The sequence below is a fragment of the Pseudomonas sp. B21-059 genome (genome assembly GCF_026016285.1).
GTDB classification, from domain to species: Bacteria; Pseudomonadota; Gammaproteobacteria; order Pseudomonadales; family Pseudomonadaceae; genus Aquipseudomonas; species Aquipseudomonas danubii.
On sequence record NZ_CP087201.1, the window covers coordinates 5,181,378 to 5,198,275 of the forward strand.

The following is a 16,898-nucleotide window of genomic DNA, read 5'->3' on the forward strand; positions in this document are numbered from 1 at the left end:
CGGCCGGCATCTTCCCCGGATTGAGCCACACGACGCGTTACCTCATCATCGAAGCCATGACCCCCACTCGCCCCTCCTCGTCGAAAATATCCCGCCTGCTGTTTGGCGTGCTGGCCTATATCAGCCTGGCTATCGGCCTGATCGCCATCGTCGTACCGGGCCTGCCGACCACCGAATTCATCCTCCTGGCCGCCTGGGCCGCTACCAAGAGTTCGCCACGCCTGAGTGCCTGGATGGAGAACCACCGGCTGTTCGGCCCGATCCTCTGCAACTGGCGCAACGGCCGGATTGTCAGCCGCAAGGCCAAAGTCAGCGCCACCCTCAGCATGCTGCTGTGCGCCGGCCTGATGCTGACCCTGCTCAATCATCACTGGACGATGTACGCCGCCATCGCTGGCATGACCCTGGGCAACCTGTGGATCTGGTCGCGCCCCGAAGCCCTGCCGCAAACCTGCACCCCGCCTCTGTAACAGCCCGCTTGCCGGGCAGAGCGCCCTCAGCATTGGCATGAGCTTCACGGACCTTTTCGCTGGTAAGCCGGCGCCTACGCGGCGAAGGCCTCATACCTACCGTTCGTCGGCTAAACCTCACGCAAAAGCAGGCCAAGCCGATGTTCCAAACATGGCGCTAAAAGGACTTGGCGACCGGAATCAACCGATTCCGTGCTTACCATCCGTCCTTTCGCGAGATCGCCTCATGCTCGACTCTCTCTCCATCCGCCTGAAAATCGTGCTGTTGTCCGGACTGTGCCTGTTGGGCGTGGTGGCGCTGATCGTCGGCATGAACATCTATCAAAGCCAGCAGAACAACCAACTGGTCAACACCTCCAGCACGCAGATGCTGACGGCCGGTGTCGAGGACCTGTTGCAGGCCAAGGCAGCCGAACAAGCGGCACACATTCAGAAGACCTTCGGCGAAAGCCAGCTGGTAATCACCGCCCTGGCGGATCAGGTCCGGGACTTGCGAGACCTGGCCAACCAGCGCGGCCTGGATGCTGCAGCGCTGCGCGAAGAACTCAACCGCAGCCTGAAAACCGCCTTCGAGCGCAACCCCAAGGTGCTCGGCATCTGGCTCGCCTATGAGCCCAATGCCCTGGATGGCAAGGACAGCGAGTTCGCCAACGATGCCACCCGGGCCTCCAACGAGCGCGGACGTTTTGCTAGCTACTGGAGTCGCGCCGGCGGCCAGCAACTCAATACCGTGATGGCTGAGGAGGACATGACCAAGACCACCCTCAATCTCAGCGGCACACCCTACAACATCTGGTACACCTGCCCCCGGGACACCCGACGCATCTGCTTGCTCGATCCCTATGCCGACACCATCGGCCAGGACAAGAAACAAGTGCTGATGACCACCATCTCCCTGCCCCTGCTGGTGGACGGCAAGGTGCTGGGGGTGATTGGCGTCGACATCGCCCTGGACTCCCTGCAAGCCGCCGCTGTTGAGGCACAGCGGGACCTGTTCGACGGAGCCGGGCACATGATGATCCTCGCCGGTAGTGGGCTGCTGGCCGCTGTCGGCACCGATGCCGGCCAGGTCGGCAAGAACATCAATGAAACCCTTGGCGCCCAGGGCAAGGACATCCTCGCAACACTCAGCGGTAGCCCATCGAAAATCCTCCAGCAAGGCGACCTGATCCGCGCGGTCTATCCCTTCAGCCCGATTGCCGATGCCAAGGCCTGGGGCGTGACCATCGACCTGCCACAACAGGTACTGCTGGCGGACTCGGTCAAGCTGCAAACCCTGCTGGATCAAGCCCAGACCAGCGGCACCCTGAAAACCCTGCTGGTCGCCGTCGGTGCCGGCCTGCTGGGCCTGCTGTTGATGTGGCTCAGCGCCTCCGGCGTGACCCGACCGATCAACAGCGTGGCGCAGATGCTCAAGGCCATCGCCAGCGGCGACGGCGACCTGACCCAGCGCCTGAACTACAGCAAGAAAGACGAACTGGGCGAGCTGGTGAGTTGGTTCAACCGTTTCCTCGACAAGCTGCAACCGACCATTGCCCAGATCAAGCAAAGCATCATCGAGGCCCGCGGCACCGCCGACCAGTCTTCGGAAATCGCCCGCCAGACCAGCGAAGGCATGCAAGTGCAGTTCCGCGAGATCGACCAGGTGGCCACCGCCTCCAACGAAATGAGCGCCACCGCCCACGAAGTCGCCAGCAGTGCGTCCAACGCCGCCCAGGCCGCCCGTGGCGCCGACCAGTCGGCCAAGGAAGGCATGAGCATCATCGAACGCAGCACCCGGGACATCAGCCTGCTGGCCGACGAGGTGAGCAAGGCGGTGGGTGAAGTCGAAGCCCTGGCGGTGAGCAGCGAGCAGATCGGCTCGGTGCTGGAGGTGATCCGCAGCATCGCCGAGCAGACCAACCTTCTGGCCCTCAACGCCGCCATCGAGGCGGCCCGTGCCGGAGAAAGCGGTCGCGGCTTTGCCGTGGTCGCCGATGAAGTGCGCAACCTGGCCAAGCGCACCCAGGACTCGGTGGAGGAAATCCGCGTGGTGATCGAACGCATCCAGAGCGGCACCCGCGATGTGGTCAGCACCATGCACGCCAGCCAGAGCCAGGCGCAGAACAACGCCGGACAGATCCAGCAAGCGGTCCAGGCCCTGGGCAAGATCAGCGACGCGGTCACCGTGATCAGCGACATGAACCTGCAGATCGCCAGCGCCGCCGAGGAGCAGAGTGCTGTGGCCGAAGAGGTCAACCGCAACGTCTCGGCGATTCGCAGCGTGACCGAAACCCTGACCGAGCAAGCCAGCGAGTCAGCCCAGGTCAGTAGCCAGCTCAATGCCCTGGCGACCCAGCAGATGAAGCTGATGGACCAATTCCGGGTATAAGCGCAGGTTCTCGCCCCCCGGCCGCCCGCCGCGGCCGATGACCGGGGGTGATCGACAGGGGCGGCGGTTTCAGGGTGCAATGCCCTCCTCTGAACCGGGGAGTGCGTCATGACCGAACTACTGGTCACCCTCCAGGCCGCGCTGGGCCTGGCGCCCGCAAGCGTCCGACAAATCGGCCAGGGTGCCCTGCCCTCGGCCTTCGCCGTGACCGACCTGGCCTGCGCCAGCATCGCCGCCGCCGGGCAAGCCCTGGCCGAACTGCTCTGTACAGCCAGACCGGACGCCGGCCAGAGGTCAGCGTCGACCGGCGCCTGGCCTCGTTCTGGTTCGCCGGTTCAATCCGCCCGCAAGGCTGGAGCCTGCCCTCTCCCTGGGACCCGATTGCTGGGGATTACCCCAGCCGCGACGGCTGGATTCGTCTGCACACCAACGCGCCCCACCACCGCGCCGCCGCCGAACGGGTGCTGGGCGCGGTGACCGGGCGCGACGCGATGGCCGCCCGAGTGGCCACCTGGGACGCGCTGGAGCTGGAACAGGCCATCGTCGATCAAGGCGGTTGCGCCGCGCAGATGCGCAGTTGGGCGCAGTGGCAGGCGCACCCGCAGGGTCAGACCGTCAACGCCGAACCCCTGGTGCACTGGCTGCCGCACAGCGGCTCGCGGCCAAGCACCTGGAGCGGTTCCAGCGCCCGGCCCCTGGCCGGACTGAAGGTGCTGGACCTGACCCGGGTCCTGGCCGGCCCCGTGGCCAGCCGCCTGCTGGCGGGGCTGGGCGCCGAGGTACTGCGCATCGACCCGCCGGGCTGGAACGAACCGGCCCTGGAGCCGGAGGTGACCCTGGGCAAGCGCTGCGCACGCCTGGACCTGCACGACCTTGAACAGCGCGCGGTATTCGAGGGCCTGCTGGCCGACGCCGACCTGCTGCTGCACGGCTATCGCGCCGATGCCCTGGAACACCTGGGTTACCACGCCGAGGCACGCCAGCGCATCGCCCCGGGGCTGATCGAGGTCAGCCTCAACGCCTATGGCTGGAGCGGCCCCTGGCGCAACCGCCGGGGCTTCGACAGCCTGGTACAGATGAGCGCCGGCATCGCCGCAGCCGGAATGGACTGGAAAGCTGCGGACCAACCGCTGCCACTGCCGGTCCAGGCCCTGGATCACGCCACCGGCTACCTGATGGCCGCCAGCGCTCTGCGGGCCCTGAACCTGTCCTTGAGCGGCGGCCAGGGCCGCTCGGCGCGCCTGTCCCTGGCGCGCACCGCCAAGCTTCTGGTTGAGCATTGCCCGTCAGCGGAAAACGCAACGCCGCTACGCTCGGAAGACGCTGACGATCAGGGGCTGGTTCAGGAACAGACCCCTTGGGGACCGGCCCGACGCCTGCGGGTGCCGTTGCATATCGCAGGAACTCCCGTGCAGTGGGATTGCCCCGCCGGCACCCTGGGCGCCCATCGCCCCCAATGGTGATGAGCCCTCGATCACAGCGCCAGCAGACCGCTGTACAGGCCATAAGCCGCCAGCGAAGCGCCGATGATCACAGCACTGAAGATCAGCTTTTCCAGCGGGGTGAACAGCGGCTGGCCCTGCTCGCGCTTGGCCTGGGCAAACAGAATCACCCCGGGCGCATAGAGCAGCGCCGACAGCAGCAGGTACTTCAAGCCGCCGGCGTACAACAGCCAGATGGCGTAGCTCAGGGCCACGACGGCGATGAACAGGTCCTTCATCCGCTCCCGGGAGGCTTGCTCGTAGGTTTCCCCACGGCCGCTGAGCAACACCGCGTAGGCCGCCGACCACAGGTAGGGCACCAGGATCATCGACGATGCCAAATAGATCAGGCTGGTATAGGTGCCGGCGGAAAACAGGGTGATCAACAGGAAGATCTGGATCATCACGTTGGTCAGCCACAGGGCATTGACCGGCACATGGTTGGCGTTCTCCTTCTTCAGGAACGCCGGCATGGTCCGGTCCCGGGCGGTGGCGTAGAGAATCTCCGCGCACAGCAGGGCCCAGGACAACAGCGCCCCCAGCAGGGAAATCGCCAGGCCAATGCTGATCAGCAAGGCGCCCCAGGGGCCGACGATATGTTCCAGCACCGCTGCCAGGGAAGGGTTCTGCAGCTTGGCCAGTTCAGGCTGGCTCATGATCCCCAGGGACAGCACATTCACCAGCACCAGCAGCGCCAGCACCCCCAGGAAGCCGATCACCGTGGCCCGTCCGACGTCCGCGCGTTTCTGCGCCCGGGCCGAGTAGACGCTGGCGCCCTCGATGCCGATGAACACGAATACCGTGACCAGCATCATGTTGCGCACCTGGTCCATCACCCCGCCAAAATTCGGATTGCTGCGGCCCCAGATATCGCGGGTGAAGATGTCGGCCTTGAACGCCACGGCCGCAATGACGATGAACATCACCAGCGGCACAATCTTCGCCACCGTGGTCAATTGGTTGATGAAGGCCGCCTCCTTGATCCCGCGCAACACCAGAAAATGCACGGCCCACAGCAGCAATGACGCACAACCGATGGCCACCGGGGTATTGCCCTGGCCGAACACTGGGAAGAAATAGCCCAGGGTGCTGAACAGCAGGACGAAGTAGCCGACGTTGCCCAGCCAGGCACTGATCCAGTAACCCCAGGCGGACGAGAAGCCCATGTAGTCGCCGAATCCGGCCTTGGCATAGGCATAGACTCCGGAATCCAGCTCCGGCTTGCGATTGGCCAGGGTCTGGAAGACAAATGCCAGGGTCAGCATGCCCACAGCGGTAATTCCCCAGCCGATCAGCACCGCACCGGCATCGGCCCGGGCGGCCATGTTCTGCGGCAGGGAAAAGATCCCACCGCCAATCATGGAACCCACGACCAGAGCGATCAGTGCACCGAGTTGAAGCTTCTGCGCCGGTTGTGTCATCCCTACCTCTGCCTCAGTGAGTCGATCTGGCGATAAACCTGAAGTTTATTAAATAACGTCTACAAACGTGCGTCTAACAGTAACAGTCAATTAATCATCCTTTATCCGCACTGGCTTTAGATACCCTGCAGAAGACACTGAATAACCGAGTGTTTTGTTCTGTAAATGTACTAAGTGCCATCATCAGTAAGTGATTAATAAACACCCGTAAAGATTTGCACATTCTGCAAAAGGGTCTAGTTTCAAACATCGTCGGTAATGAGAACCCCTACTGATTAGGAGATCACAAAGCGTCTGGAATGGCCCTTTCAGGGCAGCATTCTACCTCCCGTAATAAATCTTAAGTCATTCATTCACAACGGAATGTAGCGATGAACTGATCTAAGTCAGCTGTTCGGATTGCCAGCAGATTTACTCTGAAGTCTCTCTTCTCCTGCATTGGAGTCACGCAATGTCTGAATCCCCCGGTAAACTAAGACTGGGCGCCTTAGTCGCCCTGGTAGTGGGTTCCATGATTGGCGGCGGGATCTTTTCCTTACCGCAAAATATGGCAGCCAGCGCCGATGTCGGTGCAGTTCTTATTGGTTGGGCAATTACCGCTGTCGGCATGTTGACCCTGGCATTTGTCTTCCAGACCCTGGCCAATCGCAAACCTGATCTGGACGGTGGTGTATATGCCTACGCCAAGGCCGGATTCGGCGACTACATGGGTTTCTCGTCCGCCTGGGGCTACTGGATCAGCGCCTGGCTGGGCAACGTCGGCTACTTCGTCCTGCTGTTCAGCACCTTGGGCTATTTCTTCCCGATCTTCGGCGAGGGCAACACTCCGGCCGCGGTGATCGGCGCCTCGGTGCTGCTCTGGGCGGTGCACTTCCTGGTGCTGCGCGGCATCAAGGAGGCCGCCTTCATCAACCTGGTGACCACGGTCGCCAAGGTCGTACCGCTGCTGCTGTTCGTGCTGATTGCCCTGTTCGCCTTCAAGCTGGACATCTTCACCGCCGACATCTGGGGCGTGAAAAACCCGGACCTGGGCAGCGTGATGAACCAGGTGCGCAACATGATGCTGGTCACCGTCTGGGTGTTCATCGGCATCGAGGGCGCCAGCATCTTCTCCTCCCGGGCGGAAAAGCGCTCGGACGTGGGCAAGGCCACCGTCATCGGCTTCATCACCGTGCTGCTGTTCCTGGTGCTGGTGAACGTGCTGTCCCTGGGGATCATGACCCAGCCGGAACTGGCCAAGCTGCAGAACCCGTCCATGGCTGCCGTGCTGGAGCATGTGGTGGGCCACTGGGGCGCGGTGCTGATCAGCGTCGGCCTGATCATCTCGCTGCTGGGGGCGCTGCTGTCCTGGGTGCTGCTGTGTGCGGAGATCATGTTCGCCGCGGCCAAGGACCACACCATGCCGGAGTTCCTGCGCCGCGAGAACGCCAACCATGTACCGGCCAACGCCCTGTGGCTGACCAATGCCATGGTGCAGATCTTCCTGGTCATCACTCTGTTCTCGGCCAGCACCTACCTGTCGCTGATCTACCTCGCCACCTCGATGATCCTGGTGCCCTATCTGTGGTCCGCGGCCTACGCGGTGCTGCTGGCAGTGCGCGGCGAAAGCTACGAACAAGCCCTGGCCGAGCGCAAGAAGGACCTGATCATCGGCGGCATCGCCCTGCTCTACGCGATGTGGCTGCTGTATGCCGGCGGAGTCAAGTACCTACTGCTCTCGGCCCTGCTCTACGCCCCCGGCGTGGTGCTGTTCGCCAAGGCCAAGATGGAACTGCACAAACCGATTTTCACCAACGTCGAGAAGCTGATTTTTGCCGCGGTGGTCATAGGCGCCCTGGTGGCGGCCTACGGGCTCTACGACGGCTTCCTGACCCTGTAACACCGCCTTTCAAGCAACACCCGATTGTTTTGTCTCTGGAGGATCACAGTAATGACCACGGAAAAAGTTAAGTACGGCGTCCATTCCGAAGCCGGTAAACTGCGCAAAGTCATGGTTTGCTCCCCAGGCCTGGCCCACCAGCGGCTGACCCCGAACAACTGCGACGAACTGCTGTTCGATGATGTGCTGTGGGTGGCCCAGGCCAAACGCGACCATTTCGACTTCGTCACCAAGATGCGCGAGCGGGACATTGATGTGCTGGAAATGCACAACCTGCTGACCGACATCGTCGCCATCCCCGAAGCCCTGGACTGGATTCTGGAGCGCAAGATCACCGCCAATCAGGTCGGCCTGGGCCTGGTCAACGAAGTCGGCTCGTGGCTGCGCAGCCTGGAACCACGCAAGGTCGCCGAGTTCCTCATCGGCGGCGTCTCCGCCGACGACCTGCCCAGCAGCTTCGGCGGCAAGACCATCGAGATGTTCCGCGACTTCCTCGGCCACTCCAGCTTCATCCTGCCGCCGCTGCCCAACACTCAGTTCACCCGCGACACCACTTGCTGGATTTATGGCGGCGTGACCCTGAACCCGATGTACTGGCCGGCGCGACGTCAGGAAACCCTGCTGACCACTGCCATCTACAAATTCCACCCCGAGTTCACCCACGCCGACTTCCAGATCTGGTACGGCGACCCGGACCAGGAACACGGCAATGCCACCCTCGAAGGCGGCGACGTGATGCCGATCGGCAATGGCGTGGTCCTGATCGGCATGGGCGAACGCTCATCGCGCCAGGCCATCGGCCAACTGGCACTGAGCCTGTTCAAGCACAAGGCCGTGGAGCGCGTGATCGTTGCCGGCCTGCCGAAATCCCGCGCGGCCATGCACCTGGATACCGTGTTCAGCTTCTGCGACCGCGACCTGGTCACAGTCTTCCCGGAAGTGGTGAGCCAGATCGTCGCCTTCAGCCTGCGCCCTGACGAAAGCAAACCGGGCGGCATTGACGTGCGCCGCGAAGAAACCAGCTTCCTCGACACCGTGGCCAAGGCCCTCAACCTCAAGGCCCTGCGCGTGGTGGAAACCGGTGGCAACAGCTTCGCCGCCGAACGCGAGCAATGGGACGACGGCAACAACGTGGTGGCCGTGGAGCCGGGCGTGGTCATCGGCTACGACCGCAACACCTACACCAACACCCTGCTGCGCAAGGCCGGGGTCGAGGTCATCACCATCAGCGCCGGCGAACTGGGTCGCGGCCGTGGCGGTGGCCACTGCATGACCTGCCCGATCATCCGCGATCCGATCGACTACTAAGCCTTTAGACGACACCCTCTCCGACCGCGCCTACCCGGCGCCGGTCGGACCGATTACCGAATCCGAGGAAATTAATCATGGCGTTCAACATCCACAACCGTAACCTGCTGAGCCTGGAACACCACACCCCACGCGAACTGCGCTACCTGCTGGACCTGTCCCGTGACCTCAAGCGCGCCAAGTACACCGGCACCGAGCAGCAGCACCTCAAGGGCAACAACATCGCCCTGATCTTCGAAAAGACCTCGACCCGCACCCGTTGCGCCTTCGAAGTGGCCGCCTATGACCAGGGCGCCAACGTCACCTACATCGACCCCAACTCGTCGCAGATCGGCCACAAGGAAAGCATGAAGGACACCGCCCGGGTGCTGGGGCGCATGTACGACGCCATCGAGTACCGCGGCTTCAAGCAGGAAATCGTCGAAGAACTGGCGAAATTCGCAGGCGTCCCGGTGTTCAACGGCCTGACCGACGAATACCACCCAACCCAGATGATCGCCGACGTGCTGACCATGCGTGAACACGCCGACAAGCCGATCCACGAGATCAGCTACGCCTACCTGGGGGACGCCCGCAACAACATGGGCAACTCGCTGCTGCTGGTGGGCGCCAAGCTCGGCATGGACGTGCGCATCTGCGCGCCCAAGGCCCTGTGGCCCCATGACGACCTGGTGCAGCGCTGCAAGCAATACGCCGAGGAAAGCGGTGCCCGCATCACCCTCACCGAAGACCCGAAGGCCGCGGTCAAGGGCGTGGACTTCATCCACACCGACGTCTGGGTCTCCATGGGCGAGCCGGTGGAAGCCTGGGCCGAGCGCATTGAGCAACTGCTGCCGTATCAGGTCAACGCCCAGCTGATGAAAGCCACCGGCAACCCGCGGACCAAGTTCATGCACTGCCTGCCGGCCTTCCACAACAGCGACACCAAGGTGGGCAAGCAGATCGCCGAGCAGTATCCGCACCTGGCCAACGGCATCGAAGTCACCGACGACGTATTTGAGTCCCCGGCCTGCATCGCCTTCGAGCAAGCGGAGAACCGCATGCACACCATCAAGGCGATCCTGGTTTCGACCCTGGCCGACCTCTAACCCGCCTCCCCTGCAGGTGCTGGCTTGCCAGCGCCTGCAACCTCTAGAAGGACTGCATTATGCGTATCGTCGTTGCACTGGGCGGTAACGCCCTGCTCCGCCGTGGTGAACCCATGACCGCGGACAACCAACGCGCCAATATCCGCATCGCCACCGAACAGATCGCCAAGATCCATCCCGGCAACCAGTTGGTGATTGCTCACGGCAATGGCCCGCAAGTGGGCCTGCTGTCGCTGCAGGCCGCCGCCTACACCCAGGTTTCGCCCTATCCGCTGGACGTGCTCGGTGCCGAGACCGAAGGCATGATCGGCTACATCATCGAACAGGAACTGGGCAACCTGCTGGACTTCGAGGTGCCCTTCGCCACCTTGCTGACCCAGGTGGAAGTGGACGCCAAGGACCCGGCCTTCAAGAACCCGACCAAGCCCATCGGCCCGGTCTACAGTCAGGAAGAGGCCGAGAAGCTGGCCAAGGAGAAAGGCTGGGCCATTGCCCCGGACGGCGACAAGTACCGCCGGGTGGTGGCCAGCCCGAAACCCAAGCGCATCTTCGAGATCCGCCCGATCAAGTGGCTGCTGGAAAAGAGCAGCATCGTGATCTGCGCCGGCGGTGGCGGCATTCCGACGATGTACGGCGAGGACGGCAAGCTCAAGGGCATCGAGGCGGTGATCGACAAGGACCTGTGTTCGGCGCTGCTGGCCGAGCAACTCGAAGCCGATCTGCTAGTGATCGCCACCGACGTCAACGCGGCATTCATCGACTTCGGCAAGCCGACCCAGAAGGCCATCGCCCAGGCCCACCCGGATGAAATGGACAAGCTGGGCTTTGCCGCCGGCTCCATGGGGCCCAAGGTCCAGGCCGCCTGCGAATTTGCCCGGCACACTGGCAAAGTCGCGGTGATCGGTTCACTCTCGGACATCGAAGCGATCGTCCAGGGCAAGGCCGGCACCCGCATCAGCACAGCGAAAGCCGGCATCAGCTACCTGTAAGACGCTTGCTGTGAGAACACGGGGCAGGCCCGCTGCCTGCCCTCATTCAAAGCCCTGGAGGAGAGACACCTATGGCCATGTTTGAGCCCGGTCACCTGCATATAGAGCGCCATGCGCTGAGCAAGGACGACTTCAGCTACAACCTGTGCATCGACTACGAACTGGCCCAGGACCCCAAGGAGGGTCATGGCATGCTGTTCACCCTGCACGGCACCATTGAAGACAAATCCTTGAAAGAGCAGTTCTTCCTGGCCAAGGACCTGGCCTTTGACTTCGCCCGTCACGCCACCCGCATCGCCCAGCAGTACGGCTTGCCCAAGAGCGCCAGCATTGCCTCCATGCACAAGTACTACGACGAGATGTTCGAAGACGTACGCAAGCAACTGAACGTCAAGCCCGGCGACCCGATCAACCCCGAACACCTGGCATGACCCCCCTTCTGTAGGAGCCGGCTTGCCGGCACGCCGGCTCCTACAACGCCCCCATCGATTTCGACTAAGGCCCTCGCCCAAGGCATACTGGCGCACTTCAGTGTCCCAGAATCTTCTGCCATCCCATGCGTATCCACGTCAGTTTCATCGACCGCGTCGGCATTACCCAGGAAGTCCTGGCCCTGCTGGGCGGACGCAATCTCAACCTGGATGCGGTGGAGATGGTGCCGCCCAACGTCTATATCGACGCCCCGACCCTGAGCCCCCAGGTACTGGAAGAGTTGCGTGATGCGCTGTTCAACGTACAGGGCGTGCAGGCGGTAACGGTGGTCGATATCCTGCCCGGCCAGCGTCGCCACTTGCAGTTGGACGCCTTGCTGGCGGCCATGACCGATCCGGTACTGGCCCTGGACAGCGCCGGCAAGGTATTGCTGGCCAACCCGGCGCTGATCGCCCTGTATGGTCGTGAACCGGCGGGAGAAAGCGTCGCCGAACTGTTTGCCGATGCCGCACTGCTGGAGGCCCTGCTGGAAAACGGCTTTCGCCTGCCGCTGCGGGAAATCATGGTCAACGGACAGACGCTGCTGCTGGACGCCACGCCCATTACCGATGCCGGCGCGCTGCTGACCCTGTATCAACCCAACCGCATCGGCGAGCGACTCTCGGCCCTGCACCATGATCACGCCGAAGGCTTCGATGCCCTGCTCGGCGAATCCCCGGCAATTCGCACGCTCAAGGCCCGGGCCCAACGGGTCGCGGCCCTGGATGCACCGCTGTTGATCCAAGGGGAAACCGGCACCGGCAAGGAGCTGGTGGCCCGCGCCTGCCACGCCATCAGCGCTCGGCACAGTGCGCCCTTCCTGGCCCTGAACTGCGCAGCACTGCCGGAAAACCTCGCCGAGAGCGAACTGTTCGGCTACGCCCCCGGGGCCTTTACCGGGGCCCAGCGCGGCGGCAAACCGGGCCTGATGGAGCTGGCCAACCAGGGCACGGTGTTTCTCGATGAGATCGGCGAGATGTCGCCTTACCTGCAGGCCAAGCTGCTGCGTTTTCTCAATGACGGCAGTTTTCGCCGGGTCGGTGGCGATCGCGAGATCAAGGTCAATGTGCGCATCCTCAGCGCCACCCATCGTGACCTGGAAAAGATGGTCGGCGAAGGCAGCTTCCGCGAAGACCTGTTCTACCGCCTCAACGTATTGAATGTCGAAGTGCCGCCGCTGCGCGAACGTGGCCAGGACATCCTGCTGCTGGCCCGCTACTTCATGCAGCAGGCCTGCGCGCAGATCCAGCGCCCGGTGTGTCGCCTGACCCCGGGCACCTACCCCGCCCTGCTGGGCAACCGCTGGCCGGGCAACGTGCGGCAGTTGCAAAACGTGATCTTTCGCGCCGCTGCGATCTGCGAAAGCAACCTGGTGGATATCGGCGACCTGGACATCGCCGGCACCTCGGTGGCACGACAGAACGATGCCGAAGTCGAGAGCCTGGAACAGGCAGTGGAAGCCTTCGAGAAGGAACTGCTGGAAAACCTCTACAGCAACTACCCTTCGACCCGGCAACTGGCCAACCGCCTGCAGACCTCCCATACCGCCATCGCCCATCGCCTGCGCAAATACGGCATCCCCAGCAAGGCCTGACCTGCCCCCTCACCCGTAGGAGCCGGCTCGCCGGCGAAGAGGCCCTCAAGCCCTGTGTCGCTCTTAAGGGTGCTTTCGCTGGCAAGCCAGCTCCTACCTCCCCGCCGCATCTACCGTTCTAGAAACGACCTGCAACTGTACTGAAAGCGCTACAGCGGAACGATTTCGCTACACAGCCTTGTAATCGCTGCCGTGCAAGGCTTTGATCCTCAAAGCCTTTTTTCTACAGCATCAGGTGTAGCGATTTCGCTACACGCGAAAATTTCAGGCCAAAGAGAAAAACACTCAAGCCATTGTTTTTAAAGGATTAAGTATTTATTGGCCGTGTTCTTGCTATGGACATTGTCATTCGGCTCGGCCCTGCACGAGCATTCAACCGCGTCCACCAGACGAGTCTGGCCCTTGAGGAGTTTCCATGAGCGAGTTGCGTTTTACTGAAGATCACGAATGGCTGCGTAGCGAAGCGGATGGCAGTGTCACCGTCGGCATCACGGCTTTCGCCCAGAACGCTCTGGGTGATGTGGTGTTTGTGCAACTGCCGGAGCTGCAGAGCTACGACAAGGGCGCCGAAGCCGCCACCGTGGAATCGGTAAAGGCCGCCAGCGGCGTGTACATGCCCCTGGACGGTGAAGTGGTCGCCACCAACCCGGCCCTGGAAGACAGCCCGGAACTGGTCAACGAAGATCCACTGGGTGAAGGCTGGTTCTTCCGCTTCATTCCCGCCGATGCCGCCGCTGTCGGCCAACTGCTGGATCAGGACGCCTACGACCGCCTGATCAAAGCCAGCGCCGAAGCCTGAGGAGCCCGTCATGACCGTCAACCTGACTACCGCCAACGAATTCATCGCGCGCCACATCGGCCCGCGCCAGGGCGATGAGCAAGCCATGCTCAACAGCCTGGGCTTCGACTCCCTGGAAGCCCTGAGCGCCAGCGTGATTCCCGACAGCATCAAGGGCACCAGCGTGCTGGACCTGGGTCAGGGCCAGAGCGAAGCCCAGGCCCTGGCCTCGATCAAGGCCATCGCCGCCAAGAACCAACTGTTCAAGACCTACATCGGCCAGGGCTACTACAGCTGTCACACGCCTTCGCCGATCCTGCGCAACCTGCTGGAAAACCCGGCCTGGTACACCGCCTACACCCCCTACCAGCCAGAAATCTCCCAAGGTCGCCTGGAAGCCCTGCTGAACTTCCAGACCCTGATCAGCGACCTGACCGGCCTGCCGATCGCCAACGCCTCGCTGCTGGACGAAGGCACTGCCGCCGCCGAAGCCATGACTTTCTGCAAGCGCCTGAGCAAGAACAAGGGCAGCCACGCCTTCTTCGCTTCCGTGCATTGCCACCCGCAAACCCTGGACGTACTGCGCACTCGTGCCGAGCCCCTGGGGATCAATGTGGTGGTCGGCGATGAACGCAAACTGACCGATGTCAGCCCGTTCTTCGGTGCCCTGCTGCAATACCCGGCGAGCAACGGTGACCTGTTCGACTACCGCGAACTGACCGAGCGCTTCCACACCGCCAACGCCCTGGTGGCCGTGGCCGCCGATCTGCTGGCCCTGACCCTGCTGACCCCGCCAGGTGAGTTCGGTGCCGACGTGGCCATCGGCAGCGCCCAGCGCTTCGGTGTGCCGCTGGGCTTCGGTGGTCCGCACGCGGCTTACTTCTCCACTCGCGATGCCTTCAAGCGCGACATGCCGGGCCGTCTGGTCGGTGTCTCGGTAGACCGTTTCGGCAAGCCGGCCCTGCGCCTGGCCATGCAGACCCGCGAGCAGCATATCCGCCGTGAAAAGGCCACCAGCAACATCTGCACCGCCCAGGTCCTGCTGGCCAACATCGCCAGCATGTACGCCGTGTACCACGGCCCCAAAGGCCTGATCCAGATTGCTCAGCGCATCCACCAACTGACCGCGATCCTGGCCAAGGGCCTGAAGGATCTGGGGCTGGCCGTGGAGCAGGACAACTTCTTCGACACCCTGAGCCTGCGCACCGGTGCCGATACCGCCGCGCTGCACGACAAGGCTCATGCCCGAGGCATCAACCTGCGGGTGATCGACGCCGAGCGCCTCGGTCTGTCCCTGGACGAAACCACTACTCAGGCCGACGTTGAAGGCCTGTGGAACCTGCTGGGCGAAGGCAAGGCCGCGCCGGACTTCGCCGCCCTGGCGGCTGCGGTCACCAGCAGCATCCCCGCCGCCCTGGTCCGTCAGTCGGCGATCCTCAGCCACCCGGTGTTCAACCGCTATCACTCGGAAACCGAGCTGATGCGCTACCTGCGCAAATTGGCGGACAAGGACCTGGCCCTGGATCGCACCATGATCCCGCTGGGCTCCTGCACCATGAAGCTCAACGCCGCCAGCGAGATGATCCCGATCACCTGGGCCGAGTTCGGTGCTCTGCACCCCTTCGCTCCGGCCGAGCAAAGCGCCGGCTACCAGCAACTGACCACCGAGCTGGAAGCCATGCTCTGCGCCGCCACCGGCTACGACGCCGTCTCCCTGCAGCCCAACGCCGGCTCCCAGGGCGAGTACGCCGGTCTCCTGGCCATCCGCGCCTATCACCAGAGCCGTGGCGATGACCGTCGCGACATCTGCCTGATTCCTTCATCGGCCCACGGCACCAACCCGGCCACCGCCAACATGGCCGGCATGCGCGTGGTGGTCACCGCCTGCGACGCCCGCGGCAACGTCGATATTGAAGACCTGCGGGCCAAGGCCATCGAGCACCGCGAACACCTCGCCGCGCTGATGATCACTTACCCGTCGACCCACGGTGTGTTCGAAGAAGGCATCCGCGAAATCTGCGGCATCATTCATGACAACGGCGGCCAGGTGTACATCGACGGCGCCAACATGAACGCCATGGTCGGCCTCTGCGCGCCGGGCAAATTCGGTGGCGATGTGTCCCACCTGAACCTGCACAAGACCTTCTGCATTCCCCACGGTGGTGGCGGTCCGGGGGTTGGCCCGATCGGCGTCAAATCGCACCTGGCGCCTTTCCTGCCGGGCCACGCGGCGCTGGAAAACAAGACAGGCGCGGTGTGTGCCGCACCGTTCGGCAGCGCCAGCATCCTGCCGATCACCTGGATGTACATCCGCATGATGGGCGGCGCCGGCCTCAAGCGCGCATCGCAGCTGGCGATCCTCAATGCCAACTACATTTCCCGGCGCCTGGAAGAGCACTACCCCGTGCTCTACACCGGCAGCAACGGCCTGGTGGCCCACGAATGCATCCTCGACCTGCGTCCTTTGAAAGACAGCAGCGGCATCAGCGTCGATGACGTGGCCAAGCGCCTGATCGATTTTGGCTTCCACGCGCCGACCATGTCGTTCCCGGTGGCCGGTACCCTGATGATCGAACCGACCGAAAGCGAATCCAAGGAAGAACTGGACCGCTTCTGCGACGCCATGATCCGCATCCGCGAGGAAATCCGCGCCGTGGAAAACGGCACTCTGGACAAGGACGACAACCCGCTGAAGAACGCTCCGCACACGGCAGCAGAACTGGTGGGCGAATGGACCCATCCGTACAGCCGCGAGCAGGCCGTGTACCCAGTGGCATCGCTGATCGAAGGCAAGTACTGGCCGCCGGTTGGTCGGGTCGACAACGTGTTTGGCGACCGCAACCTGGTGTGCGCCTGCCCGTCGATCGAAAGCTACCAGGACGCCTAAGCCGTCCATCACAGGAGAGCCGTGCCCCTGCAGATACCGCGTATACCTGTAGGAGCCGGCTCGCAGGCGATGAGCGATAACGCATCAATCGGGTAGAGCAGCGGCGCCTGAATCGCGGGCAAGCCCGCTCCTGCAAGTGCCTACTTGCCGATCACTACAAT

Annotated in this window: 11 protein-coding genes and 1 pseudogene; 11 read left to right on the forward strand and 1 reads right to left on the reverse strand. The window is 63.0% G+C overall.

What is annotated here, in order from left to right; genetic code table 11:
• Window positions 1–56: 56 nt before the first annotated feature.
• The 3 genes and pseudogenes from LOY69_RS22865 (at window position 57) to LOY69_RS22875 (ending at window position 4,304) form a co-directional block, all read left to right on the forward strand.
• On the forward strand, window positions 57–470 hold the full coding sequence (locus tag LOY69_RS22865) for a YbaN family protein (protein WP_102880668.1): 414 nt from the start codon (window positions 57–59) through the stop codon (window positions 468–470).
• A gap of 226 nt (window positions 471–696) precedes the next feature.
• Window positions 697–2,841 carry a methyl-accepting chemotaxis protein gene (locus LOY69_RS22870; RefSeq protein ID WP_265073625.1) on the forward strand — a complete coding sequence of 715 codons (2,145 nt, stop codon included), beginning with the start codon at window positions 697–699 and terminating at the stop codon, window positions 2,839–2,841.
• Between the two features lie 108 nt (window positions 2,842–2,949).
• Window positions 2,950–4,304, forward strand: a pseudogene (locus LOY69_RS22875) (CoA transferase).
• Window positions 4,305–4,315: 11 nt separating this feature from the next.
• On the opposite strand, the gene arcD (LOY69_RS22880) reads toward LOY69_RS22875, so the two are convergent.
• On the reverse strand, window positions 4,316–5,743 hold the full coding sequence (gene arcD / locus LOY69_RS22880; protein ID WP_102880671.1) for an arginine-ornithine antiporter: 1,428 nt from the start codon (window positions 5,741–5,743) through the stop codon (window positions 4,316–4,318).
• 451 nt (window positions 5,744–6,194) lie between these two features.
• Between arcD (LOY69_RS22880) and arcD (LOY69_RS22885) the strand changes: the two genes are divergently transcribed.
• The 8 genes from arcD (LOY69_RS22885) (at window position 6,195) to gcvP (ending at window position 16,737) form a co-directional block, all read left to right on the forward strand.
• Window positions 6,195–7,622, forward strand: coding sequence for an arginine-ornithine antiporter (arcD, locus tag LOY69_RS22885; protein WP_102880672.1), 1,428 nt, complete (start codon window positions 6,195–6,197; stop codon window positions 7,620–7,622).
• Window positions 7,623–7,673: 51 nt separating this feature from the next.
• Window positions 7,674–8,930, forward strand: a complete 1,257-nt coding sequence (arcA, locus tag LOY69_RS22890) for an arginine deiminase (RefSeq protein WP_102860582.1) — start codon at window positions 7,674–7,676, stop codon at window positions 8,928–8,930.
• A gap of 77 nt (window positions 8,931–9,007) precedes the next feature.
• Complete coding sequence (locus LOY69_RS22895; protein WP_015636749.1) at window positions 9,008–10,018, forward strand: ornithine carbamoyltransferase; 1,011 nt, start codon at window positions 9,008–9,010, stop codon at window positions 10,016–10,018.
• 59 nt (window positions 10,019–10,077) lie between these two features.
• Window positions 10,078–11,007 carry a carbamate kinase gene (gene arcC, locus LOY69_RS22900; protein WP_102880673.1) on the forward strand — a complete coding sequence of 310 codons (930 nt, stop codon included), beginning with the start codon at window positions 10,078–10,080 and terminating at the stop codon, window positions 11,005–11,007.
• A 71-nt stretch (window positions 11,008–11,078) separates the two neighbouring features.
• Window positions 11,079–11,438 (forward strand): DUF5064 family protein, encoded by a 360-nt coding sequence (locus LOY69_RS22905; RefSeq protein ID WP_102860580.1) that lies wholly within the window; start codon window positions 11,079–11,081, stop codon window positions 11,436–11,438.
• A gap of 125 nt (window positions 11,439–11,563) precedes the next feature.
• Window positions 11,564–13,072 carry a sigma-54-dependent transcriptional regulator gene (locus LOY69_RS22910; protein ID WP_110594856.1) on the forward strand — a complete coding sequence of 503 codons (1,509 nt, stop codon included), beginning with the start codon at window positions 11,564–11,566 and terminating at the stop codon, window positions 13,070–13,072.
• 415 nt (window positions 13,073–13,487) lie between these two features.
• Complete coding sequence (gcvH, locus tag LOY69_RS22915) at window positions 13,488–13,871, forward strand: glycine cleavage system protein GcvH (RefSeq protein ID WP_102860578.1); 384 nt, start codon at window positions 13,488–13,490, stop codon at window positions 13,869–13,871.
• A 10-nt stretch (window positions 13,872–13,881) separates the two neighbouring features.
• Entirely contained in the window at window positions 13,882–16,737 is a 2,856-nt protein-coding gene (gene gcvP / locus LOY69_RS22920; RefSeq protein WP_265073626.1) for an aminomethyl-transferring glycine dehydrogenase, read from the forward strand.
• Window positions 16,738–16,898: the final 161 nt, after the last annotated feature.

Excerpts from the sequence above, each read along its gene's own strand:
- LOY69_RS22865 (WP_102880668.1), top strand. The coding sequence starts at position 57 with ATGACCCCCACTCGCCCCTCCTCGTCGAAAATATCCCGCCTGCTGTTT.
- LOY69_RS22870 (WP_265073625.1), top strand. The coding sequence starts at position 697 with ATGCTCGACTCTCTCTCCATCCGCCTGAAAATCGTGCTGTTGTCCGGA.
- arcD (WP_102880671.1), bottom strand. The coding sequence starts at position 5,743 with ATGACACAACCGGCGCAGAAGCTTCAACTCGGTGCACTGATCGCTCTG.
- arcD (WP_102880672.1), top strand. The coding sequence starts at position 6,195 with ATGTCTGAATCCCCCGGTAAACTAAGACTGGGCGCCTTAGTCGCCCTG.
- arcA (WP_102860582.1), top strand. The coding sequence starts at position 7,674 with ATGACCACGGAAAAAGTTAAGTACGGCGTCCATTCCGAAGCCGGTAAA.
- LOY69_RS22895 (WP_015636749.1), top strand. The coding sequence starts at position 9,008 with ATGGCGTTCAACATCCACAACCGTAACCTGCTGAGCCTGGAACACCAC.
- arcC (WP_102880673.1), top strand. The coding sequence starts at position 10,078 with ATGCGTATCGTCGTTGCACTGGGCGGTAACGCCCTGCTCCGCCGTGGT.
- LOY69_RS22905 (WP_102860580.1), top strand. The coding sequence starts at position 11,079 with ATGGCCATGTTTGAGCCCGGTCACCTGCATATAGAGCGCCATGCGCTG.
- LOY69_RS22910 (WP_110594856.1), top strand. The coding sequence starts at position 11,564 with ATGCGTATCCACGTCAGTTTCATCGACCGCGTCGGCATTACCCAGGAA.
- gcvH (WP_102860578.1), top strand. The coding sequence starts at position 13,488 with ATGAGCGAGTTGCGTTTTACTGAAGATCACGAATGGCTGCGTAGCGAA.
- gcvP (WP_265073626.1), top strand. The coding sequence starts at position 13,882 with ATGACCGTCAACCTGACTACCGCCAACGAATTCATCGCGCGCCACATC.